29 protein-coding genes are annotated in these 23,362 nt (G+C 62.5%); 18 read left to right on the forward strand and 11 right to left on the reverse strand.

Annotation, left to right across the window (positions count from 1 at the left end):
- Positions 1-19 precede the first annotated feature (19 nt).
- On the reverse strand, positions 20-427 hold the full coding sequence (gene pilG / locus JOE32_RS15620; RefSeq protein WP_003234584.1) for a twitching motility response regulator PilG: 408 nt from the start codon (positions 425-427) through the stop codon (positions 20-22).
- A gap of 237 nt (positions 428-664) precedes the next feature.
- Here pilG and gshB point away from each other — a divergent pair, with 237 nt between their 5' ends.
- The 7 genes from gshB to JOE32_RS15655 all read left to right on the forward strand — a co-directional run bounded on the left by gshB (position 665) and on the right by JOE32_RS15655 (position 6,551).
- Entirely contained in the window at positions 665-1,618 is a 954-nt protein-coding gene (gshB, locus tag JOE32_RS15625; protein WP_057006529.1) for a glutathione synthase, read from the forward strand.
- 76 nt (positions 1,619-1,694) lie between these two features.
- Positions 1,695-2,600, forward strand: a complete 906-nt coding sequence (locus JOE32_RS15630; protein WP_209985913.1) for an energy transducer TonB — start codon at positions 1,695-1,697, stop codon at positions 2,598-2,600.
- A gap of 67 nt (positions 2,601-2,667) precedes the next feature.
- Positions 2,668-3,237 (forward strand): YqgE/AlgH family protein, encoded by a 570-nt coding sequence (locus JOE32_RS15635; protein ID WP_209990541.1) that lies wholly within the window; start codon positions 2,668-2,670, stop codon positions 3,235-3,237.
- On the forward strand, positions 3,237-3,674 hold the full coding sequence (gene ruvX, locus JOE32_RS15640) for a Holliday junction resolvase RuvX (protein ID WP_003234589.1): 438 nt from the start codon (positions 3,237-3,239) through the stop codon (positions 3,672-3,674). Before JOE32_RS15635 ends, ruvX begins: the two co-directional genes overlap by 1 nt.
- Before the next feature lie 73 nt (positions 3,675-3,747).
- Positions 3,748-4,254, forward strand: a complete 507-nt coding sequence (gene pyrR / locus JOE32_RS15645; RefSeq protein ID WP_209985916.1) for a bifunctional pyr operon transcriptional regulator/uracil phosphoribosyltransferase PyrR — start codon at positions 3,748-3,750, stop codon at positions 4,252-4,254.
- A gap of 24 nt (positions 4,255-4,278) precedes the next feature.
- Complete coding sequence (locus tag JOE32_RS15650; RefSeq protein WP_209985919.1) at positions 4,279-5,283, forward strand: aspartate carbamoyltransferase catalytic subunit; 1,005 nt, start codon at positions 4,279-4,281, stop codon at positions 5,281-5,283.
- Positions 5,280-6,551: a dihydroorotase gene (locus JOE32_RS15655; protein ID WP_209985920.1), complete on the forward strand. Its 1,272-nt coding sequence runs from the start codon at positions 5,280-5,282 to the stop codon at positions 6,549-6,551. Before JOE32_RS15650 ends, JOE32_RS15655 begins: the two co-directional genes overlap by 4 nt.
- A 158-nt stretch (positions 6,552-6,709) precedes the next feature.
- Here JOE32_RS15655 and JOE32_RS15660 read toward each other — a convergent pair whose 3' ends face one another.
- Positions 6,710-7,120, reverse strand: coding sequence for a TM2 domain-containing protein (locus JOE32_RS15660; RefSeq protein WP_163001024.1), 411 nt, complete (start codon positions 7,118-7,120; stop codon positions 6,710-6,712).
- Positions 7,121-7,388: 268 nt separating this feature from the next.
- Here JOE32_RS15660 and JOE32_RS15665 point away from each other — a divergent pair, with 268 nt between their 5' ends.
- Positions 7,389-8,027 carry a C40 family peptidase gene (locus JOE32_RS15665; RefSeq protein WP_209990544.1) on the forward strand — a complete coding sequence of 213 codons (639 nt, stop codon included), beginning with the start codon at positions 7,389-7,391 and terminating at the stop codon, positions 8,025-8,027.
- Positions 8,028-8,164: 137 nt separating this feature from the next.
- Here the strand turns inward: JOE32_RS15665 and JOE32_RS15670 are convergent, their stop codons facing one another.
- Complete coding sequence (locus JOE32_RS15670) at positions 8,165-9,199, reverse strand: type IV pilus twitching motility protein PilT (RefSeq protein ID WP_209985922.1); 1,035 nt, start codon at positions 9,197-9,199, stop codon at positions 8,165-8,167.
- A 57-nt stretch (positions 9,200-9,256) separates the two neighbouring features.
- On the opposite strand from JOE32_RS15670, the gene JOE32_RS15675 reads away from it, so the two are divergent.
- The 9 genes from JOE32_RS15675 to JOE32_RS15715 all read left to right on the forward strand — a co-directional run bounded on the left by JOE32_RS15675 (position 9,257) and on the right by JOE32_RS15715 (position 15,960).
- Positions 9,257-9,952 (forward strand): YggS family pyridoxal phosphate-dependent enzyme, encoded by a 696-nt coding sequence (locus JOE32_RS15675; protein WP_209985924.1) that lies wholly within the window; start codon positions 9,257-9,259, stop codon positions 9,950-9,952.
- Between the two features lie 24 nt (positions 9,953-9,976).
- Positions 9,977-10,795, forward strand: a complete 819-nt coding sequence (gene proC, locus JOE32_RS15680; protein ID WP_209985926.1) for a pyrroline-5-carboxylate reductase — start codon at positions 9,977-9,979, stop codon at positions 10,793-10,795.
- Between the two features lie 25 nt (positions 10,796-10,820).
- Positions 10,821-11,408 (forward strand): YggT family protein, encoded by a 588-nt coding sequence (locus JOE32_RS15685; RefSeq protein ID WP_057006518.1) that lies wholly within the window; start codon positions 10,821-10,823, stop codon positions 11,406-11,408.
- A gap of 193 nt (positions 11,409-11,601) precedes the next feature.
- Complete coding sequence (locus JOE32_RS15690) at positions 11,602-12,741, forward strand: homoserine O-acetyltransferase (protein ID WP_209985929.1); 1,140 nt, start codon at positions 11,602-11,604, stop codon at positions 12,739-12,741.
- 7 nt (positions 12,742-12,748) lie between these two features.
- Positions 12,749-13,369 carry a methionine biosynthesis protein MetW gene (metW, locus tag JOE32_RS15695; protein WP_003234603.1) on the forward strand — a complete coding sequence of 207 codons (621 nt, stop codon included), beginning with the start codon at positions 12,749-12,751 and terminating at the stop codon, positions 13,367-13,369.
- Positions 13,370-13,390: 21 nt separating this feature from the next.
- A complete protein-coding gene (locus JOE32_RS15700) occupies positions 13,391-13,825 on the forward strand; it encodes a DUF4426 domain-containing protein (RefSeq protein ID WP_209985931.1) in 435 nt (144 codons plus the stop codon).
- On the forward strand, positions 13,822-14,418 hold the full coding sequence (gene rdgB, locus JOE32_RS15705) for an RdgB/HAM1 family non-canonical purine NTP pyrophosphatase (RefSeq protein ID WP_209985933.1): 597 nt from the start codon (positions 13,822-13,824) through the stop codon (positions 14,416-14,418). The genes JOE32_RS15700 and rdgB overlap by 4 nt, the downstream gene beginning before the upstream one ends.
- Positions 14,415-15,617 carry a radical SAM family heme chaperone HemW gene (gene hemW, locus JOE32_RS15710; RefSeq protein ID WP_245229035.1) on the forward strand — a complete coding sequence of 401 codons (1,203 nt, stop codon included), beginning with the start codon at positions 14,415-14,417 and terminating at the stop codon, positions 15,615-15,617. The genes rdgB and hemW overlap by 4 nt, the downstream gene beginning before the upstream one ends.
- Positions 15,618-15,636: 19 nt before the next feature.
- Positions 15,637-15,960 carry a DUF3392 domain-containing protein gene (locus JOE32_RS15715; protein ID WP_057006512.1) on the forward strand — a complete coding sequence of 108 codons (324 nt, stop codon included), beginning with the start codon at positions 15,637-15,639 and terminating at the stop codon, positions 15,958-15,960.
- 144 nt (positions 15,961-16,104) lie between these two features.
- On the opposite strand, the gene trmB is transcribed toward JOE32_RS15715, so the two are convergent.
- The 4 genes from trmB to JOE32_RS15735 all read right to left on the reverse strand — a co-directional run bounded on the left by trmB (position 16,105) and on the right by JOE32_RS15735 (position 18,332).
- The gene (trmB, locus tag JOE32_RS15720; RefSeq protein ID WP_209985936.1) at positions 16,105-16,830 is read right to left on the reverse strand and encodes a tRNA (guanosine(46)-N7)-methyltransferase TrmB; all 726 of its coding nucleotides are present in this window, start codon (positions 16,828-16,830) and stop codon (positions 16,105-16,107) included.
- 9 nt (positions 16,831-16,839) lie between these two features.
- Positions 16,840-17,634, reverse strand: coding sequence for a thiazole synthase (locus JOE32_RS15725; RefSeq protein ID WP_209985938.1), 795 nt, complete (start codon positions 17,632-17,634; stop codon positions 16,840-16,842).
- 48 nt (positions 17,635-17,682) lie between these two features.
- Entirely contained in the window at positions 17,683-17,883 is a 201-nt protein-coding gene (gene thiS / locus JOE32_RS15730) for a sulfur carrier protein ThiS (protein WP_209990552.1), read from the reverse strand.
- Positions 17,884-17,954: 71 nt separating this feature from the next.
- Positions 17,955-18,332, reverse strand: a complete 378-nt coding sequence (locus tag JOE32_RS15735; protein ID WP_209985941.1) for a DUF423 domain-containing protein — start codon at positions 18,330-18,332, stop codon at positions 17,955-17,957.
- A gap of 74 nt (positions 18,333-18,406) precedes the next feature.
- Between JOE32_RS15735 and mtgA the strand changes: the two genes are divergently transcribed.
- The gene (gene mtgA, locus JOE32_RS15740; protein WP_209985944.1) at positions 18,407-19,129 is read left to right on the forward strand and encodes a monofunctional biosynthetic peptidoglycan transglycosylase; all 723 of its coding nucleotides are present in this window, start codon (positions 18,407-18,409) and stop codon (positions 19,127-19,129) included.
- 109 nt (positions 19,130-19,238) lie between these two features.
- Here the strand turns inward: mtgA and rpoH are convergent, their stop codons facing one another.
- From rpoH to ftsY, 4 genes are all read right to left on the reverse strand, one after another.
- Positions 19,239-20,093 (reverse strand): RNA polymerase sigma factor RpoH, encoded by an 855-nt coding sequence (gene rpoH, locus JOE32_RS15745; RefSeq protein ID WP_003234621.1) that lies wholly within the window; start codon positions 20,091-20,093, stop codon positions 19,239-19,241.
- 130 nt (positions 20,094-20,223) lie between these two features.
- A complete protein-coding gene (gene ftsX, locus JOE32_RS15750) occupies positions 20,224-21,246 on the reverse strand; it encodes a permease-like cell division protein FtsX (protein WP_209985947.1) in 1,023 nt (340 codons plus the stop codon).
- Positions 21,243-21,914 (reverse strand): cell division ATP-binding protein FtsE, encoded by a 672-nt coding sequence (gene ftsE / locus JOE32_RS15755; RefSeq protein WP_003176700.1) that lies wholly within the window; start codon positions 21,912-21,914, stop codon positions 21,243-21,245. The genes ftsX and ftsE overlap by 4 nt, the downstream gene beginning before the upstream one ends.
- Complete coding sequence (ftsY, locus tag JOE32_RS15760) at positions 21,911-23,275, reverse strand: signal recognition particle-docking protein FtsY (protein WP_209985951.1); 1,365 nt, start codon at positions 23,273-23,275, stop codon at positions 21,911-21,913. The genes ftsE and ftsY overlap by 4 nt, the downstream gene beginning before the upstream one ends.
- Between the last annotated feature and the right edge of the window lie 87 nt (positions 23,276-23,362).

The following is a 23,362-nucleotide window of genomic DNA, read 5'->3' on the forward strand; positions in this document are numbered from 1 at the left end:
CCGGCCCACGGGGGCGGCGTCAGTGTGCTTGCTCTACTGCGGCGAACCCGGGCACGCAGGCCTTGATCGCGCCCAGCAGTTCTTCCTTGCTGAACGGCTTGGTCAAAAACTGATCGACCCCCACGATGCGCCCCTTGGCCTTGTCGAACAGACCGTCCTTGGACGACAGCATGATCACCGGGATCGCCTTGAACGCCGGGTTGTTCTTCACCAGCGCGCAGGTCTGGTAGCCATCCAGGCGCGGCATCATGATGTCGACGAAAATAATGTGCGGGTGATGATCGACAATCCGGGCCAGGGCATCGAAACCGTCGATGGCCGTGATCACGTCGCAGCCCACGTTCTTCAACAGGGTTTCGGCGGTGCGGCGGATCGTTTTCGAATCGTCGATCACCATCACTCTCAAGGCGTTGGAATGCTGTTCCATAGTTGCTCTACCATCGCCACAGCGAATCGGTTTTTCGTGCGTGCTGCCTGATGACGCACAGCATGAGCGCCGCAAGCCTTGGAATTCAAGGGCTGGTGCGCCGTGGCAGTCTTTTTAGCACAGTCTCGGGGTGCAATCTATCGAGGCACCCGCGCGGTGGTTTTTCCTTGACCCACAACAGCCGCAGCGCCACTCTGACGCCACTTTTTATGCGCCTATCTGCAGAGGAAATCCCCCATGAGCGTTCGCGTCGGCATTGTCATGGACCCTATCGCCAGCATCTCCTATAAAAAGGACAGCTCGCTGGCCATGCTGCTGGCCGCCCAGGCACGCGGCTGGACGCTGTTCTATATGGAGCAGCGCGACCTTTACCAGGGCGACGGCGAGGCCCGTGCGCGCATGCGCCCGCTGCAGGTGTTCGCCAACCCCGGGAAGTGGTTCGAGCTGCAAGACGAAATCGACAGCCCGCTGAGCGATCTGGACGTGATCCTGATGCGCAAGGACCCGCCGTTCGACATGGAATTCGTCTATTCCACCTACCTGCTGGAGCAGGCCGAGCGCGCCGGCGTGCTGATCGTCAACAAGCCGCAGAGCCTGCGCGACTGCAACGAAAAACTGTTTGCCACGCTGTTCCCGCAGTGCACGCCGCCCACCGTGGTCAGCCGCCGTGCCGATGTGCTGCGTGAATTTGCCGCCAAACATGGGGATGTGATTCTCAAGCCGCTGGACGGCATGGGCGGCACCTCGATTTTCCGTCACCGCGCCGGCGACCCCAACCTGTCGGTGATCCTGGAGACCCTGACCGTGCTGGGCACCCAGCAGATCATGGGTCAGGCCTACCTGCCGGCGATCAAGGACGGCGACAAGCGCATCCTGATGATCGACGGCGAGCCGGTGGATTACTGCCTGGCGCGGATTCCGGCGGCGGGCGAGACCCGCGGCAACCTGGCGGCGGGTGGCCGTGGTGAAGCGCGTCCGCTGTCGGACAAGGATCGCTGGATTGCAGAACAGGTCGGCCCGACCCTGCGCGAGAAGGGCCTGCTGTTTGTCGGCCTGGACGTGATCGGTGAGAACCTCACCGAAATCAACGTGACCAGCCCGACCTGTATTCGCGAGATCGATAATGCATTTGGCACGAACATCGGCGAAATGCTGATGGCTGCGATTGAGCGCAAGCTGCAATCCAAGTGACATAGACAGCCGGACACACACCAACATTGCGTTATCATGCCCCACCTGTGAAACGCGCGATGTTGGTTTTTTTGTCATGACGCTCCCGCCCGAACTGCCCCCAGAACTCTCCCACAGCGGCGTGCGCCCGGCTGATCGGCTCGGCTTTACCCTGTTTATGGCAGCGTTGATTCACCTGGCATTGATCCTCGGTGTGGGCTTTACCATGGTCGAGCCCAGACAGATCACCCAGACGCTGGAAATCACCCTCGCCACGTTCAAGAGCGAAAAGGCGCCCGAGAAGGCCGATTTTCTCGCCCAGGAAAACCAGCAGGGCAGCGGCACGCTCGACAAGAAAGCCGTGCCCAAGACCACTGAAGTGGCGCCCTTCCAGGACAACAAGGTCAATAAGGTCTCCCCGCCGCCGGCGCCAAAGCCCGAGGTCAGGCAGGCCGCGCCCAAGCCTGCGGTGACTACCGTCGCGCCCAAACCGCAGAAAGCGCCGGTGCAGCGCGAAAAGACCAAAACCGACCCGCAGCCCGAACCGGCAAAGCCGGCACCGACGTTCGACAGCTCGACCCTGTCCGACGAGATTTCCAGCCTGGAAGCCGAACTGGCGCACGAACAACAGTTGTACGCCAAGCGCCCGCGTATCTACCGGCTCAACGCTGCTTCGACCATGCGCGACAAAGGTGCCTGGTATAAGGACGAGTGGCGCAAAAAGGTCGAGCGCATCGGCAACCTGAACTACCCGGAAGAAGCGCGGCGTCAGCAGATTTACGGGAATTTGCGTCTATTGGTGTCAATCAACCGTGATGGCACGCTGTATGAAGTGCAGGTGCTGGAGTCCTCCGGCCAGCCGCTGCTGGACCAGGCCGCCCAGCGCATCGTGCGCCTGGCCGCGCCTTTTGCGCCGTTTTCCGGCGACCTGAACGACGTGGACCGCCTGGAAATCATCCGCACCTGGAAATTCGCCAAGGGTGATCGGCTGTACAGCAACTGATGACAATTGCCTTGTGCAATTCATCCCCGGCTTGTCAGGTCGCCCCTCCACCGCCACACTACCGGACATGAAAAATGTCAGCCCGACCTACCTCAAGCACCACTTCCTGATCGCCATGCCCCACATGGCCGACCCGAACTTTGCGCAGACCTTGACCTACATCGTCGAGCACACCGCCAATGGTGCCATGGGATTGGTGGTGAACCGCCCGCAGGAACTGAACCTGGCCGATATCCTTGAGCAACTGCGCCCGGACATCGACGCGCCCGCCCGTTGCCAGGGCGTGCCGATCTACATCGGCGGTCCGGTGCAGACCGATCGCGGCTTCGTGCTGCATCCGACCGGGCCGACGTTCCAGGCCACGGTGGACCTGGACGGTGTGTCGCTGTCCACCTCCCAGGACGTGCTGTTCGCCATCGCCGACGGCGTGGGCCCGGAGCAAAGCGTGATCACCCTGGGCTACGCCGGCTGGGAAGCCGGGCAACTTGAGGCGGAGCTGGCGAGCAACGCCTGGCTGACCTGCCCGTTCGACGCCGACATCCTGTTCAACACCGCCAGCGAACTGCGCCTGGAAGCGGCCGCCGCCAAGCTGCGGGTCAACCTCAATCTGCTGACCAGCCAGGCGGGGCACGCCTGATGGCCTTGCGCTTGATCCTCGGGTTTGACTACGGCACCAAACAGATCGGCGTGGCCGTCGGCCAGGTGATCACCGGCCAGGCACGCGAGCTGTGCACCTTGAAGGCCCAGAACGGCGTACCGGACTGGAATCAGGTCGAAGCCCTGATCAATGAATGGAAGCCCGACGCGGTGGTGGTCGGCCTGCCCTTGAACATGGACGGCACCCCCAGCGAAATGTGCCTGCGCGCCGAAAAATTCGCGCGCCGCCTCAATGGTCGCTACAACCTGCCCTTCTATACCCACGATGAACGCCTGACCACCTTTGAAGCCAAGGGTGAACGCCGCGACCGTGGTGGGCAGAAGGGCAGCTACCGCGACAACCCGGTAGACGCCATCGCCGCCGCCCTGTTGTTGCAGGGCTGGCTGGATGAAAACACGGCTTTATTTGCATCCTGACTGACGCGGCATGCCGCGTCTTTTTACGTTTGAGCCCGGACCTTGCCTGCGCGAGGCCTACCAAGGAGCCCCCATGAGCCTGCCCAATCCCGCCGAACTGATCACCCAGATGGCGACATGCCTCACGGCCCACCTGGAACACCGTGGCATCAGCGAACCGCGCTTCATCGGCATTCGCACCGGCGGCGTGTGGGTGGCCCAGGCGTTGCTGACCGAGCTGGGCAGCGAGTCGCCGCTGGGCACTCTGGACGTGTCGTTCTACCGCGACGACTTCAGCCAGAACGGCCTGCACCCGCAAGTGCAACCTTCGGCGCTGCCGTTTGAGGTGGACGGCCAGCACCTGGTGCTGATCGACGACGTGCTGATGAGCGGCCGCACCATTCGCGCGGCCCTCAACGAGCTGTTCGACTACGGGCGCCCGGCCAGCGTGACGCTGGTGTGCCTGCTGGACCTGGACGCCGGCGAATTGCCGATCAGCCCGGACGTGGTCGGCGCGACACTGTCTTTGGCTGCCCACCAGCGGGTAAAATTGTCCGGTCCCACGCCGCTCGAACTCGAACTGCAAGACCTCGCCCTTTAAACCGCCTTGTAAAGAGTCCCCGCGATGACGCCTCTAGATGCCAAGCGCCCGCTGCAGCTCAATGCTCAGGGTCAGTTGCAACATTTCTTGTCCCTCGACGGTTTGCCCCGCGAACTGCTCACCGAAATCCTCGACACCGCCGACTCGTTCCTCGAAGTAGGCGGACGCGCGGTGAAGAAGGTCCCGCTGCTGCGCGGCAAGACCATCTGCAATGTGTTCTTCGAGAACTCCACGCGCACCCGCACCACCTTTGAACTGGCGGCCCAGCGTCTGTCGGCCGACGTGATCACGCTGAACGTGTCCACCTCGTCGGCGAGCAAGGGCGAAACCCTGCTCGACACCCTGCGCAACCTCGAAGCCATGGCCGCCGACATGTTCGTGGTGCGCCACGGCGACTCCGGCGCCGCGCACTTCATCGCCGAGCACGTGTGCCCGCAGGTGGCGATCATCAACGGCGGCGACGGCCGTCACGCCCACCCGACCCAGGGCATGCTCGACATGCTCACCATCCGGCGGCACAAGGGCAGCTTTGAAAACCTTTCGGTGGCCATCGTCGGCGACATCCTGCACTCGCGGGTGGCGCGCTCGAACATGCTGGCCCTCAAAGCCCTGGGCTGCCCGGATATCCGCGTGATTGCGCCCAAGACCCTGCTGCCGATCGGCATCGAGCAATACGGCGTCAAGGTCTACACCAACATGACAGAAGGCCTCAAGGACGTGGACGTGGTGATCATGCTGCGCCTGCAACGCGAACGCATGTCCGGTGGCCTGCTGCCGAGCGAGGGCGAGTTCTACCGCCTGTTCGGCCTGACCACCGCACGCCTGGCCGGCGCGAAACCGGATGCCATCGTGATGCACCCGGGCCCGATCAACCGGGGCGTGGAGATCGAGTCGGCGGTGGCCGACGGCAACCAGTCGGTGATTCTCAACCAGGTGACCTACGGCATCGCCGTGCGCATGGCGGTGATGTCCATGGCCATGAGCGGGCAAACCGCGCAACGTCAATTCGAGCAGGAGAACGCCCAGTGAAGCTCAGCATTCTTGGCGCGCGCGTAATCGACCCGGCCAGTGGCCGGGATCACGTCACCGATCTGCATCTGGAAGCCGGCAAGATCATTGCCATCGGCGCCGCCCCCGGCGGCTTCAGCCCCAGCCAAACCATCGACGCCAACGGCCTGGTGGCCGCGCCGGGCCTGGTGGACCTGAACGTGGCCCTGCGCGAGCCGGGCTACAGCCGCAAGGGCAGCATCGCCAGCGAAACCCGCGCCGCCGCTGCCGGCGGGGTGACCAGCCTGTGCTGCCCGCCGCACACCAAGCCAGTGCTGGACACCTCGGCGGTGACCGAGCTGATCCTCGACCGCGCCCGCGAGGCCGGCAATTGCAAGGTGTTCCCCATCGGCGCGCTGAGCAAAGGCCTGGACGGCGAGCAGCTTGCAGAGCTGATCGCCCTGCGCGACGCCGGTTGCGTGGCCTTCGGCAACGGCCTGGAGAGCTTTCGCAGCACCCGCACCCTGTGCCGTGCCCTGGAATACGCGGCCACGTTCGACCTGACGGTGATCTTCCATTCCCAGGACCGCGACCTGGCCGAAGGCGGCCTGGCCCATGAGGGCGCCGTGGCCAGCTTCCTCGGCCTGCCCGGCATCCCGGAAACCGCCGAGACCGTGGCCCTGGCGCGCGACTTGCTGCTGGTGGAACAAAGCGGCGTGCGCGCGCATTTCAGCCAGCTGACCAGCGCACGCGGGGTTGCCCTGATCGCCCAGGCCCAGGCCCGTGGCTTGCCGGTGACGGCGGACGTGGCGCTGTACCAGTTGATCCTCACGGATGAAGCGCTGATCGACTTCTCCAGCCTGTACCACGTGCAGCCGCCACTGCGCACATTGACCGACCGCGAGGGTTTGCGGGCGGCGGTCAAATCCGGCGTGGTCTCGGCGATTTCCAGCCATCACCAGCCCCACGAACGCGACGCCAAGCTGGCGCCATTTGGCGCGACCGAGCCGGGTATCAGCAGCGTTGAGCTGTTGCTGCCCCTGGCGATGACCCTGGTGGAAGACGGCTTGCTGGACTTGCCGACGTTACTGGCACGCCTGAGCAGCGGCCCGGCCGAGGCCTTGCGCCTGCCGGCGGGCAAACTGGCAGTGGGTGCGGCGGCGGACCTGGTGCTCTTTGACCCGGCCAGCTCGACGATTGCCGGGGAGCATTGGTTGTCCAAGGGTGAGAATTGCCCGTTTATCGGGCATAGCCTGCCGGCGACGGTGCGTTATACCTTGGTCGACGGCCGCATCAGCTACCAGGCCTAAGCCTATCTACAGTGGGCACAGTAAATGTGGGAGGGGGCTTGCTCCCGATTGCAGTGGGTCAGCAACAGATGAGCTGACGGGTCCACCGCTATCGGGAGCAAGCCCCCTCCCACATTTGAGCTCCATCAGGCTTATGAGCGCCATCAGGGTTACGCGATTTATCGGCCGCTGTTGCGCTCGGCATTGCGGATCGAAATCTGCGTATTCAAGGTCCAGAAGTCATACAAAACCCCTACCAGGAACAACCCGCCGGTCAGCAGGTAGATCAGGCCGGTGATCCATTTGCCCTGGTACATGCGGTGCACACCGAACACGCCCAGAAACGCCAGCAGAATCCACGCAATGTTGTATTCGATAGGCCCGGCGGTAAAACGCAGGTCGGCTTCACGGTCCATGGCCGGGATCAGGAAGAAGTCGATCAGCCAGCCGATACCCAGCAAGCCCAGGGTGAAAAACCAGATCGTTCCGGTCACGGGCTTGCCGTAATAAAAACGATGGGCGCCGGTAAAACCGAAAATCCACAGCAGGTAACCGATCACCTTGCTGTGGGTGTCTTGCTGCTGGCCAATCTGTTGATAGGTGTTCATCGCGTACCTCATTTGCCTCGATAGATAAATTTTTTCACTTTCTTTGTGACTTTTTTACAGGCGCCCGACGTACGGCAAATGGTATCTTCCCTGCCCTGAAAGCCTTATGCCACCTGACTTGTGTCCGACAATGGCCGTCAATCGTCGCCGTTTTCCTGATTTTGCCGTCAAGGTCCAGTCGACAAACGGCCTGAGATCGACACAAAAAGCTGTTATAAAGTTGCGCGCTAACCCATATGAGCCACGCCGAATGCGACCTTTCTTCAAGACATGGCTAACCATCTGCCTATTAATGCCACTGGCCGCCCACGCCACCAATCGTGAGCAACGTCTTCCCAACGTTAACGGTTTCACCCCTAAAGTTCATAGCACCCCAGTCAACGCCAAATCAGCCAAGCTGACCGTCAAGCGCCCGACTCAACTGAGCAAGGCACACGGTAAAGCCACTCCAGCGCTGATGGCCGGCAACGCCAAACAGAGCAGCACCGTTCTCAGCCGCGCCGTGAATGTGCTCGGTACTCCTTATCGTTGGGGCGGCAGCAGCCCAAGTAAAGGGTTCGACTGCAGCGGTTTGGTGAAATATGCGTTCAACGACGTCAAGGCGGTGGATTTGCCGCGTACCTCCAACGCCATGGCCGCCGGCCACGGGCAGAAGGTTGACCGCAAGGACCTGAAGCCGGGCGACCTGCTGTTCTTCAAGCTGAAGAGCCGCCAGGTTAACCACGTTGCCATTTACCTGGGCAACGACCGCTTCATCCACGCACCACGCCGTGGCAAGTCGGTGAGCATCGACACGCTGAAAAAGCCGTTCTGGGACAAGAACTACGTGATCGCCAAGCGCGTGCTGCCCAAAGAGCAAAACAACAACCTGCGGATCGTGCAGCGCTGATTTTCCAGGCTCATAGGCAGTAAATGTGGGAGGGGGCTTGCTCCCGATGGCAGTGGGTCAGCTAAAGATGAGCTGACTGGTACACCGCTATCGGGGGCAAGCCCCCTCCCACATTTGGGTTTCATTGTCCTTGAGACCTATATATCCCCAGGCACCGTTGCCTTCTCGCGTGCGTCCTCACGGCTGATCAGCCCCTCGCTCACCAGCGCCTTCAGGCTCATGTCCAGCGTCTTCATCCCCACCGCCCCGCCGGTCTGAATCGCCGAAACCATCTGCGCCACCTTGTCCTCGCGGATCAGATTACGAATGGCCGGCGTGCACAGCATGATTTCATGGGCCGCCACGCGCCCACCGCCAGGTTTCCTGACCAGCACCTGTGACACCACTGCCTGCAGCGATTCCGCCAGCATCGAGCGCACCATGGCCTTTTCCCCCGCCGGGAACACATCCACCAGCCGGTTCACGCTCTTGGCCGCCGAGGTGGTGTGCAGGGTGCCGAACACCAGGTGCCCGGTCTCCGCCGCCGTCAACGCCAGGCGAATGGTTTCCAGGTCGCGCAGTTCGCCGATCAGGATCACGTCCGGGTCTTCGCGCAGCGCCGAGCGCAGGGCCGTCGAGAAGCTGCGGGTATCGCGGTGCACCTGGCGCTGGCTGATCAAGGCCATGTTCGGCCGGTGGATAAACTCGATGGGGTCCTCCAGCGTAAGGATGTGCTGGCGCCGATGCCGATTGAGGTCATCGATCATCGCCGCCAGCGTGGTGGACTTGCCCGAGCCTGTGGGCCCGGTCACCAGCACCAGGCCGCGCGGCAAGCGGGCGATGCGCTGGAAGACTTCGCCCAGCCCCAAACTTTGCAGGCTCCGGACCTCGCAGGGAATGGTGCGAAACACCGCCCCCACGCCACGCGACTGCTGGAATACGTTTACCCGGAACCGCGCCACGCCCGGCAGCTCGAACGCAAAATCCGTTTCAAGAGATGTTTCGAAATCCTTTTGCTGGTGTTGATTGAGCAAAGGGCTCAACAAGTCCGCTACTTGCGGTGGTGAAAGCACCGGCCAATCCAATGGCCATACCTCGCCATCAATACGCAACATCGGCACCAGACCCGCCGACAGATGCAGGTCGGAGGCGCCACGGCGCACGCTGGCCGCCAGCAATTGAGTGATATCCATAGGGCTTTCCATTTCCAGTAGAATGCCGCGGACTCCATATCCACGGGTGCATCTTGAATGTCGACGATAGCAGACAACATCGGCCAGGTTAGCCTGCGCATCCGCGCCGCAGCCGAGGCCGTGCAACGTGACCCGAGCAGCATCCACCTGCTGGCCGTGAGCAAGACCAAACCCGCCGAGGCCGTGCGCGAGGCCTATGCCGCCGGGGTGCGCGACTTCGGCGAGAACTACCTGCAGGAAGCGCTGGGCAAACAGGCGCAATTGTCCGACCTGCCCTTGAGTTGGCACTTCATCGGCCCCATTCAATCGAACAAGACGCGCGCGATCGCCGAAAACTTCGCCTGGGTGCATTCCGTGGACCGCCTGAAAATTGCACAACGCCTGTCCGAACAACGCCCGGCTGACCTGCCGCCGCTCAATATCTGCATCCAGGTCAACGTCAGTGGCGAAGCCAGCAAGTCCGGCTGCACGCCCGCCGACCTGCCGGCCCTGGCGAACGCCATCAGCGCCCTGCCGCACCTGACGCTGCGAGGCCTGATGGCGATCCCTGAGCCGACTGAAGACCGCGCCGCACAGGACGCCGCGTTCGCCAGCGTGCGCGAGTTGCAAGCCAGCCTGAATCTGGCGCTGGACACACTTTCCATGGGCATGAGCCACGACCTCGCGTCGGCCATCGCCCAGGGCGCCACCTGGGTGCGGGTCGGTACCGCGCTGTTTGGCGCCCGCGACTACGGCCAGCCGTCACATGGCTGACGTTCATTTAGCTAAGGACCTGTCATGAAAGACACGCGTATTGCCTTTATCGGTGCCGGTAACATGGCGGCCAGCCTGATCGGCGGCCTGCGGGCCAAGGGCCTGGACGCCGCGCAGATCCGCGCCAGCGACCCGGGCGAAGAGACCCGCGCGCGCGTCAGCGCCGAGCACGGTATCGAGACCTTCGCCGACAATGCCGAGGCCATCCATGGCGTCGATGTGATCGTGCTGGCGGTCAAGCCACAGGCCATGAAGGCGGTGTGCGAAAGCCTGCGGCCAAGCCTGCAGCCGCATCAGCTTGTGGTATCGATTGCCGCCGGTATCACCTGTGCCAGCATGCACCACTGGCTCGGCGCCCAGCCGATCGTGCGTTGCATGCCCAATACCCCGTCGCTGCTGCGCCAGGGCGTGAGCGGCCTGTACGCCACCGCCGAAGTCAGCGCCACACAGCGCGACCAGGCCCAGGCGTTGCTGTCTGCCGTGGGCATCGCTGTATGGCTTGCGCAGGAGCAGCAACTGGATGCGGTCACCGCCGTGTCCGGCAGCGGCCCGGCGTACTTTTTCCTGCTGATCGAAGCCATGACCGCCGCCGGCGTCAAACTGGGCCTGCCCCATGACGTGGCAGAACAGCTGGCCGAGCAAACAGCGCTGGGCGCGGCAAAAATGGCTGTCGCCAGCGACGCGGACGCCGCCGAACTGCGCCGTCGCGTGACCTCGCCGGGCGGCACCACGCAAGCGGCCATCGAATCGTTCCAGGCCGGGGGCTTTGAAGCCCTGGTTGAAACAGCACTGAGTGCTGCGGCACATCGTTCGGCCGAGATGGCCGAGCAACTGGGCAAATAGTCGTCCCTTACCAAGGTAATCAAACATGCTCGGAATCAATGACGCTGCCATCTTCATCATCCAGACCCTGGGCAGCCTGTACCTGCTGATCGTGCTGATGCGCTTTATCCTGCAACTGGTGCGGGCGAACTTCTACAACCCGCTGTGCCAGTTCGTGGTCAAGGCCACGCAACCGCTGCTCAAGCCACTGCGCCGGGTGATCCCGAGCCTGTTCGGCCTGGACATGTCGTCGCTGGTGCTTGCGCTGCTGCTGCAAATGCTGCTGTTCGTGGTGATCCTGATGCTCAGTGGCTATCAGGCCTTCACGCCGCTGCTGTTGCCGTGGGCGCTGATCGGGGTGTTCTCGCTGTTTTTGAAGATCATTTTCTGGTCGATGATCATCAGCGTGATCCTCTCGTGGGTTGCACCGGGTAGCCGCAGCCCGGGCGCGGAGCTGGTCTACCAGATCACCGAGCCGGTGCTCGCGCCGTTCCGTCGCCTGATTCCCAACCTGGGCGGCCTGGATATTTCGCCGATCTTTGCGTTTATCGCCATCCAGCTGCTGCAAAGCTGGGTGATTCCGCGTTTGGCGTTTTATGCGTTCATGCCAAAAGAGCTGTTCGGTCTGATCTGACAATGCGGTAAAAAATGTGGGAGGGGGCTTGCTCCCGATTGCGATGCATCAGTCAAATACATGCTGACTGACCCACCGCAATCGGGAGCAAGCCCCCTCCCACATTTGTATCTGTGCACTGGCGCAGGCCTTTGCTTGCCGCTGGCCCCCCCGCTCTTTAGACTTACGCCTCATTTAAACGAGAGCAGGGTCGATGTCAGCTGCCTTCCCCCCCGATTCTGTTGGACTGGTCGTGCCCCAAGTGGCGCACTTCAGCGAACCGCTGGCCCTTGCCTGCGGCCGGTCGCTGCCGGCCTATGACCTGATCTATGAAACCTACGGCCAGCTGAATGCCACGGCGAGCAACGCCGTGCTGATCTGCCACGCCCTGTCCGGCCATCACCACGCCGCCGGCTTCCACAGCGCCGACGAGCGCAAGCCGGGCTGGTGGGACAGCTGCATCGGCCCCGGCAAGCCCATCGATACCCATAAGTTCTTCGTGGTGAGCCTCAACAACCTCGGCGGCTGCAACGGATCCACCGGCCCGAGCAGCCTCAACCCGGAAACCGGCAAGCCGTTCGGCGCCGACTTTCCGGTGCTCACCGTGGAAGACTGGGTGCACAGCCAGGCGCGCCTGGCCGACCTGCTCGGCATCAAGCAGTGGGCAGCGGTCATCGGCGGCAGCCTGGGCGGCATGCAGGCCCTGCAATGGACCATCACTTACCCGGATCGCGTGCGCCACTGCCTGGCTATCGCCTCGGCGCCAAAGCTGTCGGCGCAGAACATCGCCTTCAACGAAGTGGCACGCCAGGCGATCCTCACCGACCCCGAATTCCACGGTGGTTCGTTCCAGGAAGCCGGCGTGATTCCCAAGCGCGGCCTGATGCTGGCGCGTATGGTCGGGCACATCACTTACCTGTCCGATGACTCCATGGGCGAGAAATTCGGCCGGGGTCTCAAGAGCGAAAAGCTCAACTATGACTTCCACAGCGTCGAGTTCCAGGTGGAAAGCTACCTGCGTTATCAGGGCGAGGAGTTCTCCGGACGCTTTGACGCCAACACCTACCTGCTGATGACCAAGGCCCTGGACTACTTCGACCCGGCGGCCAACCATGACGATGACCTGGCGAAAACCTTCGAGCACGTCACCGCCAGCTTCTGCGTGATGTCGTTCACCACCGACTGGCGCTTCTCGCCGGCACGCTCACGCGAGCTGGTGGACGCCCTGATGGCCGCCAAAAAGGATGTCTGCTACCTGGAGATCGACGCACCGCAAGGCCATGACGCCTTCCTGATTCCGATCCCGCGTTACTTGCAGGCCTTCAGCAATTACATGAACCGCATCATTTTGTGAGAACGCCATGAGAGCCGACCTGGACATCATCCAAGACTGGATCCCCGCCGGCAGCCGCGTGCTCGACCTGGGCTGCGGCGATGGCGAACTGCTGAGCTGGCTGCGCGACCACAAGCAAGTCACCGGCTACGGCCTGGAAAACGACCCGGACAACATCGCCCAGTGCGTGGCCAAGGGCATCAACGTGATCGAGCAGGACCTGGACAAGGGCCTGGGCAACTTTGCCAGCAACAGCTTCGACATCGTGGTGATGACCCAGGCCCTGCAAGCGGTGCACTACCCGGACCGCATCCTCGACGAAATGCTGCGGGTCGGTCGCCAGTGCATCATCACCTTCCCCAACTTCGGCCACTGGCGCTGCCGCTGGTACCTGGCCACCAAGGGCCGCATGCCGGTCTCGGATTTCCTGCCCTACACCTGGTACAACACGCCGAACATCCACTTCTGCACCTTCGAAGACTTCGAAGCCCTGTGCGGCGAGCGTGAAGCCAAGGTGATCAACCGCCTTGCCGTCGATCAACAGCACCGCCACGGCTGGGCGAGCAAGCTATGGCCCAACCTGCTGGGCGAAATTGGTATCTACCGGGTCAGCAGTCCTGGCCTGACCGACCACAAGATTGCCGTCTAATCATTTTCAAGAGGAACGCTCATGAGTCGCCTGGCTGTTTTTCTATTGACCGCATGCCTGGGCGCCAGCGCCATGGCCGCCGACGTTATCGATCCCAACCGCACCAAGGAATTCGGCGATATCACCGTGCGTTACAACACCTTCACCTCCAGCTTCCTGCAACCTGAAACCGCCCAGGCCGTGGGTGTGGTACGCAGCAAGAACAAGGGTTTGATCAACGTGTCGGTGTTCAAGGGCGTGACCCCGGTGACGGCGCAGGTGACGGGCACCCTCAAGGACTTGAGCGGCAAGAGCGAAGTGCTGACGTTCAAGCAGATCACCGAAAAGGGCGCGACCAACTACCTCGCGCCCTACTCGGTGCCGCAACAGGAATACAAGACTTTCACGATCAACGTTGAAACAGGCGGCAAGGCCCACAGTTTCAACTTTGTCCAAGAACTTTTCCCGGCCGAATGATGAACCTCACCCAACTCGTACTGGCCAGCCATAACGCCGGCAAACTCAAAGAACTCCAGGCCATGCTCGGTGAATCCGTGCAACTGCGCTCGGTTGGCGAATTCAGCCAGGTCGAGCCGGAAGAGACCGGCCTGTCATTCGTCGAGAATGCCATCCTCAAGGCACGCAACGCGGCACGCCTCTCGGGCCTGCCGGCGCTGGCGGATGATTCGGGGCTGGCGGTGGATTTCCTCGGCGGCGCGCCGGGCATCTACTCGGCGCGCTATGCCGACGGCAAGGGCGACGCGGCCAACAACGCCAAGCTGCTGGACGCCCTCAAGGACGTGCCGGACGCGATGCGTGGCGCGCAGTTCGTCTGCGTGCTGGCGCTGGTGCGCCATGCCGATGACCCGTTGCCGATTCTGTGTGAAGGCCTGTGGCACGGGCGTATCCTGCACGCCGCCAGCGGTGAGCATGGTTTTGGTTATGACCCGCTGTTCTGGGTGCCGGAGCGCAATGTCTCCAGCGCCGAGCTGAGCCCGGCCGACAAGAACCAGATCAGCCATCGCGCCCGCGCCATGGTGTTGCTGCGTCAGCGCCTGGGCTTGAAATGACGCAGAACACCTCTGCGCAGCCGCTGATCCACGGCGGCGCGCAAACACCCCGGGCGGCCTTGCCGGTGCTACCGCCCCTGGCGCTGTACATCCACATTCCGTGGTGCGTGCGCAAATGCCCGTATTGCGATTTCAACTCCCACACCGCGAGCGCCGTGCTACCGGAAGAGGAGTACGTGGACGCGCTGCTGGCCGACCTCGACCAGGACCTGCACGCCGTTTACGGCCGGGAACTGAGTTCGATCTTCTTCGGCGGCGGCACGCCCAGCCTGTTCAGCGCGGCGGCGCTGGGACGCCTGCTCGAAGGCGTGCAGGCGCGCATCCCGTTTGCCAGCGATATCGAGATCACCCTGGAAGCCAACCCCGGCACGTTCGAGCAAGAGAAGTTCGTGGCGTACCGCAAACTGGGGATCAATCGCCTGTCCATCGGCATCCAGAGCTTCCAGCAGCAAAAACTCGAGGCCCTGGGCCGCATCCATAATGGCGACGAAGCGGTCCGCGCGGCGGGTATGGCGCGCCAGGCCGGGTTCGACAACTTCAACCTGGACCTGATGCACGGCCTGCCGGACCAGTCCCTGGACGATGCGTTGAGCGACCTGCGCCAGGCCATTGCGCTGAAGCCGACGCACCTGTCCTGGTACCAGTTGACCCTGGAACCCAACACCGTGTTCTGGAACCAGCCGCCCGCGTTGCCGGAAGACGACACGCTGTGGGATATCCAGGAAGCCGGTCAGGCGCTGCTCGCCGAGCACGGTTATGCGCAATATGAAGTGTCGGCCTATGCCCAACCGGGCCGCCCGGCGCGGCATAACCTCAATTACTGGAGCTTTGGCGACTTTATCGGCATCGGTGCCGGCGCCCACGGCAAGCTCAGCCACCCGGACGGGCGCATCGTGCGCACCTGGAAAACCCGCGCGCCGAAGGACTACCTCAACCCGGCCAAAAGCTTCCAGGCCGGGGCGAAAGAGCTGACTAACGACGAGCTGCCGTTCGAGTTCCTGATGAACGCCCTGCGCCTCACCGAAGGTGTCGACGCCCGGCTCTACGCCGAACGCACCGGCCTCGACCTGGCCAGCCTCGACTCGGCGCGCCGCGACGCAGAACAAAGTGGCTTAATGCAGGTCGAACCGTCACGCCTGGCGGCGACCGACCGCGGGCAACTCTTTCTCAATGACCTGCTGCAGAAATTTCTGAGCTGACGCTTCTTAAGGAAATCGAATGGATCTGGTACTCGACCTGCTCGCCACCGCATCCCGCTGGAGCCGCAGCAACCTGTCGGAAATCTCACTGGCCCTTGTGGGCTGCTTGCTGGTGCTGTTCGGCGCCGACATCAAAGGCTGGGTGGAAGGCCGCCTGGGCAGCATCGCCGGCGCCTTGCGCGTGCCCTTGATGGCGTTGCTGTGCCTGATCGGCAGCGGCGCCGCACTGATCTACGCCACGCCGTGGATTGTGCGCGGGCTGGGCCAGTTCAATAACTACAGCCTGGCGCCGGTGCTGGTGGTGGTGCTGGTGTTGATTGGGGTTGTGGCGGACCGTCGCTGACCTCCAACTCAGCACAAAGATACAAGCGGGAGGGGGCTTGTTCCCGATAGCGGTACATCAGTCACTTCAATGTCGACTGACACTCTGCTATCGGGAGCAAGCCCCCTCCCACATTGGATTGCATTTCAAGTCAGGGCCGGCGGGTCAAGCCAGCTTTTCGAACTTCAAATCCCACACTCCATGCCCCAACCGCTCGCCGCGACGTTCGAACTTGGTGATCGGCCGCTCGGCCGGGCGGGGTACGCATTTGCCGTCTTCAGCGAGGTTGCGATAGCCCGGCGCGACGTTCATCACTTCCAGCATGTATTCGGCATAGGGCTCCCAGTCGGTGGCCATGTGCAGGATGCCGCCGACTTTCAGCTTGCTGCGCACCAGTTCCGCGAAGGAAGCCTGGACGATGCGGCGCTTGTGGTGACGGGCTTTGTGCCATGGGTCGGGGAAAAACAGCATCAGGCGGTCGAGGCTGTTGTCGGCGATGCAGCGGTTGAGCACTTCAATCGCGTCGCAGTCATAGACTCGCAGGTTGGTCAGGCCCTGGGTGAGCACGCCATTGAGCAGCGCGCCGACACCTGGGCGATGCACTTCCACACCGATGAAGTCCTGCTCCGGCGCGGCGGCGGCCATTTCCAGCAGGGAGTGACCCATGCCGAAGCCGATTTCCAGGGAACGCGGGGCCGAGCGGCCGAACACCTGGTCGTAGTCCACCGGCGCGTCGGCCAAGGGCAGCACGAACAAAGGCGTGCCCTGCTCCAGGCCCTTCTGCTGGCCTTCGGTCATGCGGCCGGCGCGCATCACGAAGCTCTTGATGCGGCGGTGTTTGGAGTCGTCGGCAGCGTCCACGGTGTTCGGCGTTTCGTTTGATTCAGTCATCAATGGCTCTTACTTGATCAGACCATCCAGCGGCGAAGAGGCGCTGGCGTAGAGTTTTTTCGGCATGCGCCCGGCGAGGTAAGCCAGACGGCCCGCGACGATGGCGTGTTTCATGGCTTCGGCCATCATGATCGGTTGCTGGGCATTGGCGATGGCCGAGTTCATCAGCACCGCTTCGCAGCCCAGCTCCATGGCGATGGTGGCGTCGGAGGCGGTGCCCACGCCGGCATCCACCAGCACCGGAATGTTCGCTTCTTCGAGGATGATCTGCAGGTTGTACGGGTTGCAGATCCCCAGGCCCGTGCCGATCAGGCCGGCCAGCGGCATCACGGCGATGCAGCCGATTTCGGCGAGTTGGCGGGCGATGATCGGGTCGTCGCTGGTGTAGACCATCACGTCGAAGCCTTCCTTGACCAGGGTCTCGGCGGCCTTGAGGGTTTCGATCACGTTGGGAAACAGGGTTTTCTGGTCGGCCAGCACTTCCAGCTTCACCAGGTTGTGGCCGTCCAGCAGCTCGCGGGCCAGGCGGCAGGTGCGCACGGCTTCGATTGCGTCGTAGCAACCGGCGGTGTTGGGCAGGATGGTGTAGCGATCCGGCGGCAGGATATCCAGCAGGTTCGGTTCGCCCGGGTTCTGGCCGATATTGGTGCGGCGCACGGCAACAGTCACGATTTCGGCGCCCGAGGCTTCGATGGCCAGGCGGGTTTCTTCCATGTCGCGGTATTTGCCGGTGCCGACCAGCAGGCGGGACTGGTAGGTACGACCGGCCAGGACGAAGGGCTTGTCGCTACGAACGATGCTCATGGGAAATCCTCGTGATGGGGTGAGGTTCTGCAGAATGCGAGGTGGCGATTAGCCGCCGCCGATGGCGTGGACCACTTCGACCTGGTCACCGTCGGCGAGCGCCGTGGCGGCGTGCTGACTGCGCGGGACGATATCCTGATTGAGCTCCACTGCGACACGGCGCCCGGTCAGTTCCAGGCGGGTCAGCAGGGCCTCGACGGAGGCGCCGTCGGGCAGTTCAAAGAGGTCGCCGTTCAACTGAATGCGCATGCCAGGGGCCGCCATCGTTTTTAGGGGCCAGCATTCTAGCTTGATTGGCGTTGCCGGCCCAAGCCCCTCGGTCAGATCGCCTGCAAGCGCCACGCCGCCAGACCGAGGAAGAACCAGCCAAGCAGGAATGCCAGCCCGCCGAACGGGGTGATAATGCCGAGCTTGCTGATGCCGGTCAGGGTCAGTGCGTACAGGCTGCCGGAAAACAGCAGGATGCCGACCACAAACGCGATGCCCGCCCAGGTCACCATGCGGCCGGGGATATGCGCGGCCAGCAGCGCCACGCCGAACAGCGCCAGGGCGTGCACCAGCTGGTAGGTCACGCCGGTCTGGAAAATCGCCAGGTACTCGGCGCTCAGGCGGTTTTTCAGGCCATGGGCGGCAAAAGCTCCCAGGGCCACGCCGGTAAAGCCGAAAAAGGCAGCCAACATCAGAAAGCTACGCAGCATGTGGAACTCCAATCAGACGCATCGGGCAGGGTCTGTATAATGGCCCGCTCAACGGGTTCGGCCAAGCCATCTCTATGCTGCGTGTCCTCTTCAGTCGTTTTCTCAAAGTCGTGAAATGGTTTGCCATCGGCAGCGTTTTGCTGGTGCTGCTGCTGCGCGTCGTGCCGCCGCCGTTTACGGCGCTGATGGTGGAGCGCAAGGTCGAGTCGTGGTTCGACGGCGAACCCATTGACCTGCAACGCAGCTGGGTGCCGTGGGATGACATTTCCGACGACCTCAAGCTGGCGGTGATGGCCGGTGAAGACCAGCGCTTCCCGCAGCATTGGGGGTTCGATTTCGGCGCGATCCAGGCGGCCATCGTGCACAACGAGCGCGGTGGGTCGATTCGCGGTGCCAGCACGCTGAGCCAGCAGGTGTCGAAGAACCTGTTTCTGTGGTCTGGCCGCAGTTATCTGCGCAAGGGCCTGGAGGCCTGGTTTACCGGCCTGATCGAGGTGCTGTGGCCCAAACAACGGATTCTTGAGGTGTACCTCAACAGCGTGGAATGGGATGACGGCGTGTTTGGCGCAGAGGCGGCGGCGCGGCATCATTTTGGGGTGAGTGCCAAGGGGCTTTCGCGGCAGCAGGCCAGCTATCTGGCGGCGGTGTTGCCCAACCCACGGGTGTGGAGCGCCAGCCATCCAACGGCGTATGTGGCGCGGCGGGCGGCGTGGATTCGTCAGCAGATGAATCAACTCGGTGGCGATGGCTACCTGCTTGAGCTGAACAACTCCCGCAAGGCACCCTGGTCCGACTGACACAACACCTGAACCAATGTGAGAGGGGGATTGCTCCCGATAGCGGTGGATCAGTCAGCTTATCTGTAGCTGACCCACTGCAACCGGGAGCAAGCCCCCTCCCACCTATTTAAGCGGCGATCGACAGCTTCAGCTTGTTCATCGCGCTTTTCTCAAGCTGACGAATCCGCTCGGCCGACACGTTGTACTTCTGCGCCAGGTCGTGCAGCGTGGCTTTTTCTTCCGCCAGCCAGCGCTGGTAGAGGATGTCACGGCTGCGGTCGTCCAGCACTTCCAGCGCTTCGTGCAGGTTGTGATTGGCGTTGTCGCTCCAGTCGGCGTCTTCCAGTTGACGCGCCGGGTCGTACCGGTGGTCTTCCAGGTAGTTGGCCGGCGATTGAAAAGCGCTGTCGTCGTCCGCTTCCGCGGCCGGGTCGAAGGCCATGTCATGGCCCGTCAGGCGGCTTTCCATCTCGCGAACTTCACGGGGCTCCACACCAAGGCTTTCAGCCACGCGGTGGACTTCCTCGTTGTTCAGCCACGCCAGGCGCTTTTTCTGGCTGCGCAGGTTGAAGAACAGCTTGCGCTGGGCCTTGGTGGTCGCGACTTTCACGATGCGCCAGTTGCGCAGGATGAACTCGTGGATTTCCGCCTTGATCCAGTGCACGGCAAACGACACCAGGCGCACACCCATTTCGGGGTTGAAACGCTTGACCGCCTTCATCAGGCCCACATTGCCTTCCTGAATCAGGTCAGCCTGGGCCAGCCCGTAGCCGCTATAGCTACGGGCGATATGTACGACAAAACGCAGGTGGGCGAGCACCATCTGCCGAGCCGCCCCCAAATCCTGCTCATAGTAGAGACTCTCGGCCAGTTCACGCTCCTGCTCGGGCGTCAGCAATGGAATGCTGTTGACCGTGTGCACATAGGCTTCCAGGTTTCCACCGGGAACCAGGGCATACGCAGGTTGCAAAGAAGTGGTCATACGAAAAAACCTCCGACTCACATAACTCGTGCAGTTCAGCACTGCGAAAATTGACCGGGGAACCGTAGGACAAGTTCCCTAAACCGCTGATACGGTCAATAGAAACGAAACCACATTAATCCGGCATTAACTACTTGGGCGCCAGCTCACGTAAATGCCGCGCCACGGCAATCCAGGCACCGATATAACCCAACAATACCGCGCCAAGCAAGAGCGAGAGACCATCGGCCACCGGCACCCCGGCCAGGGCAAAATCACTGCCGTACAAGCCGGCAAGCCCTGTTACCGCGTCATTCAGCCAGTCCAGGCCAAAAGCCAGCACGCCCCAGGACAAAAACCCGGCACCCAGACCATAAAGCGCGCCCATGTACAGAAAAGGACGACGCACATAGCTGTCTGTGCCGCCGACCAGTTTAATCACTTCTATCTCGGTGCGACGGTTTTCAATATGAAGACGAATGGTATTGCCTATCACCAAAAGTAATGCAGACACCAACAACACCGTCAACCCGAACACAAAGCGGTCACCCAGCTTGAGGATCGCGGCCAGCCGCTCTACCCAGACCAGATCAAGTTGCGCCTGTTGCACTTTGGGCATCTGCGCCAGTTTCTGGCGCAGGGCCTCCAGGGTCGGCTTGTCAACTTCATCGGGCGTCACCAGCACCACGCCCGGCAGCGGGTTCTGCGGCAGCTCCTTGAGCGCCTCGCCCAGGCCGGACTGCTGCTGGAATTCTTCAAGGGCCTGGTCGCGGCTGACGTACTCGGCATCCGCTACGCCCGGCATATTCTTGATTTCATCGCGCAACGCTTCACCCTGCTGGGTGCTGGCATCCAGATTCAGGTACAGCGAAATCTGCGCCGCACGCTGCCACGAACCGCCCAGGCGCTCCACGTTATTGAGCAGCAGCGACAAACCCATCGGCAGGCTGAGGGCCACGGCCATCACCAGGCAGGTAAAAAAGCTGCCAACCGGCTGCTTGCCCAGCCGGCGCAAGCTGTCGAGCAGGCTGGCGCGATGGCTTTCGATCCAGGCGTGCAGCAGGGTGCTGAAGTCCGGGCCGTCATCGTCGTCGCGTTTTTTCTTGCTCGGTTGCGGATCGGCCGGTTTCGGCGCCACGCGTTCGGATACTTTTGGACTGCGTGTAGCACTCATACGCCTGCCTCCCCATCACCAATCAGGCGACCGCGCTGCAACGTAAGCATGCGGTGGCGCATGCGCGCGATCAGCGCCAGGTCGTGGCTGGCGATCAGCACGCTGGTGCCCAGGCGGTTGATGTCTTCGAACACGCCCATGATCTCGGCCGCCAGGCGCGGGTCGAGGTTACCGGTAGGTTCGTCCGCCAGCAGCAGGGCCGGACGGTGCACGATGGCGCGGGCGATGCCGACGCGCTGTTGCTGACCGGTGGAGAGGTCACCGGGGTAGAGGTCGGTCTTGTCCGACAGCGCCACACGCTCCAGGGCCGAATCCACGCGTTTGATGATCTCGGCCTTGGACAGCCCGAGAATCTGCAATGGCAGGGCAACGTTGTTGAACACCGTGCGATCGAACAGCAACTGGTGATTCTGGAACACTACGCCGATCTGGCGGCGCAGAAACGGGATCTGCGCATTGCTGATGGTGGCCAGGTCCTGGCCGGCCAGCAGCAGTTTGCCGGTGGTCGGGCGCTCCATGGCCAGCAGCAGACGCAACAACGTACTTTTACCGGCACCGGAGTGACCGGTGACGAAAAGAAACTCGCCGCGCCGCACCCGAAAGCTCAGCTCATGCAAGCCCACATGCCCGTTGGCATAGCGTTTACCGACTTGCTCGAATCGAATCATGAACGCTCCCGCTCGGCAAACAGTGCCTGTACAAAGGGTTCGGCTTCAAAGGTGCGCAGGTCGTCGATGCCCTCACCGACGCCGATATAACGAATCGGCAACCCGAACTGCTTGGCCAGGGCAAAAATCACACCGCCCTTGGCCGTGCCGTCGAGCTTGGTCAGGGCCAGGCCGGTCAGTTGCACCGTCTGATTGAATTGCTTGGCCTGGCTGATGGCGTTCTGACCGGTCCCGGCGTCGAGCACCAGCAGCACTTCATGGGGGGCGTCGGCATCCAGCTTGCCGATCACGCGGCGCACCTTCTTCAGCTCTTCCATCAGGTTGTCTTTGGTGTGCAGGCGACCGGCGGTGTCGGCGATCAACACGTCGATATTGCGCGCCTTGGCGGCCTGCACAGCGTCGAAAATCACCGAGGCGGAATCGGCGCCGGTGTGCTGGGCAATCACCGGGATCTTGTTGCGCTCGCCCCACACCTGCAACTGCTCCACCGCAGCGGCACGGAAGGTGTCGCCAGCGGCCAGCATGACTTTCTTGCCTTCGAGCTGCAGCTTTTTGGCCAGCTTGCCGATGGTGGTGGTCTTGCCGGCGCCGTTGACGCCCACCACGAGGATCACGAACGGTTTGTTCGGGGTGATCACCAGCGGCGCTTCCACCGGCTTGAGCATCGCGGCCAGTTCGGCCTGCAAGGACTTGTACAGCGCGTCGGCGTCGGTAAGTTGCTTGCGCGCGACCTTCTGGGTCAGGCTCTGGATGATTACCGCTGTGGCTTCAACGCCCACGTCGGCGGTGAGCAGACGGGTTTCGATGTCTTCCAGCAGTTCGTCATCGATGGTCTTGCGACCCAGGAACAGGCTGGCCATGCCTTCGCCGATGCTGGCGCTGGTCTTGCTCAGGCCTTGCTTGAGGCGGGCGAAAAAGCCGGTCTTGCCGGCTTCGACGGCAACGGGTTCCGGCGCGATAACTGCAGGCACGGCGGCGTCGAAGACGGGCGCGGGCTCAGGTACCGGTTCAGCCACCACGGGAATCGGCGGCGCAACGTGCTCAGCAAGCACGTCTTCAACCAGCGCCACGGGCTCTTCGGCCACGGGCAGTTCGGGCCACGGCTCGGGTTCGGGTTCCGGCTCGGGTTCCGGCGCCACCTCGGCCACCGGCTGCAACACCGGCTCAACGATAGGCAACACCACCGGCGCCGGCGTCTGGGCAACCGGCTCGGCTTCTACTATAGGTTCGGGGATCGGTTCAGCGTGAACCTGCGGCTGCGGTTCGACTGTATCCTGCGGTTTCTTACGCAGCCAGCCGAACAGGCCTTTCTTCTCGCCAGCCGCAGCTGGGGTCTTCTTGTCGTCGTTGGAACCAAACATGGAGACGGCTATCTCAAGGTAGCGATGCGCCAGGGGGCACGTCGGTAAATAAAATTCGATGCGTAACAGACTGTTTTTCAGCCAGCT

This window comes from Pseudomonas sp. PvP025 (assembly GCF_017832155.1).
GTDB lineage: Bacteria > Pseudomonadota > Gammaproteobacteria > Pseudomonadales > Pseudomonadaceae > Aquipseudomonas.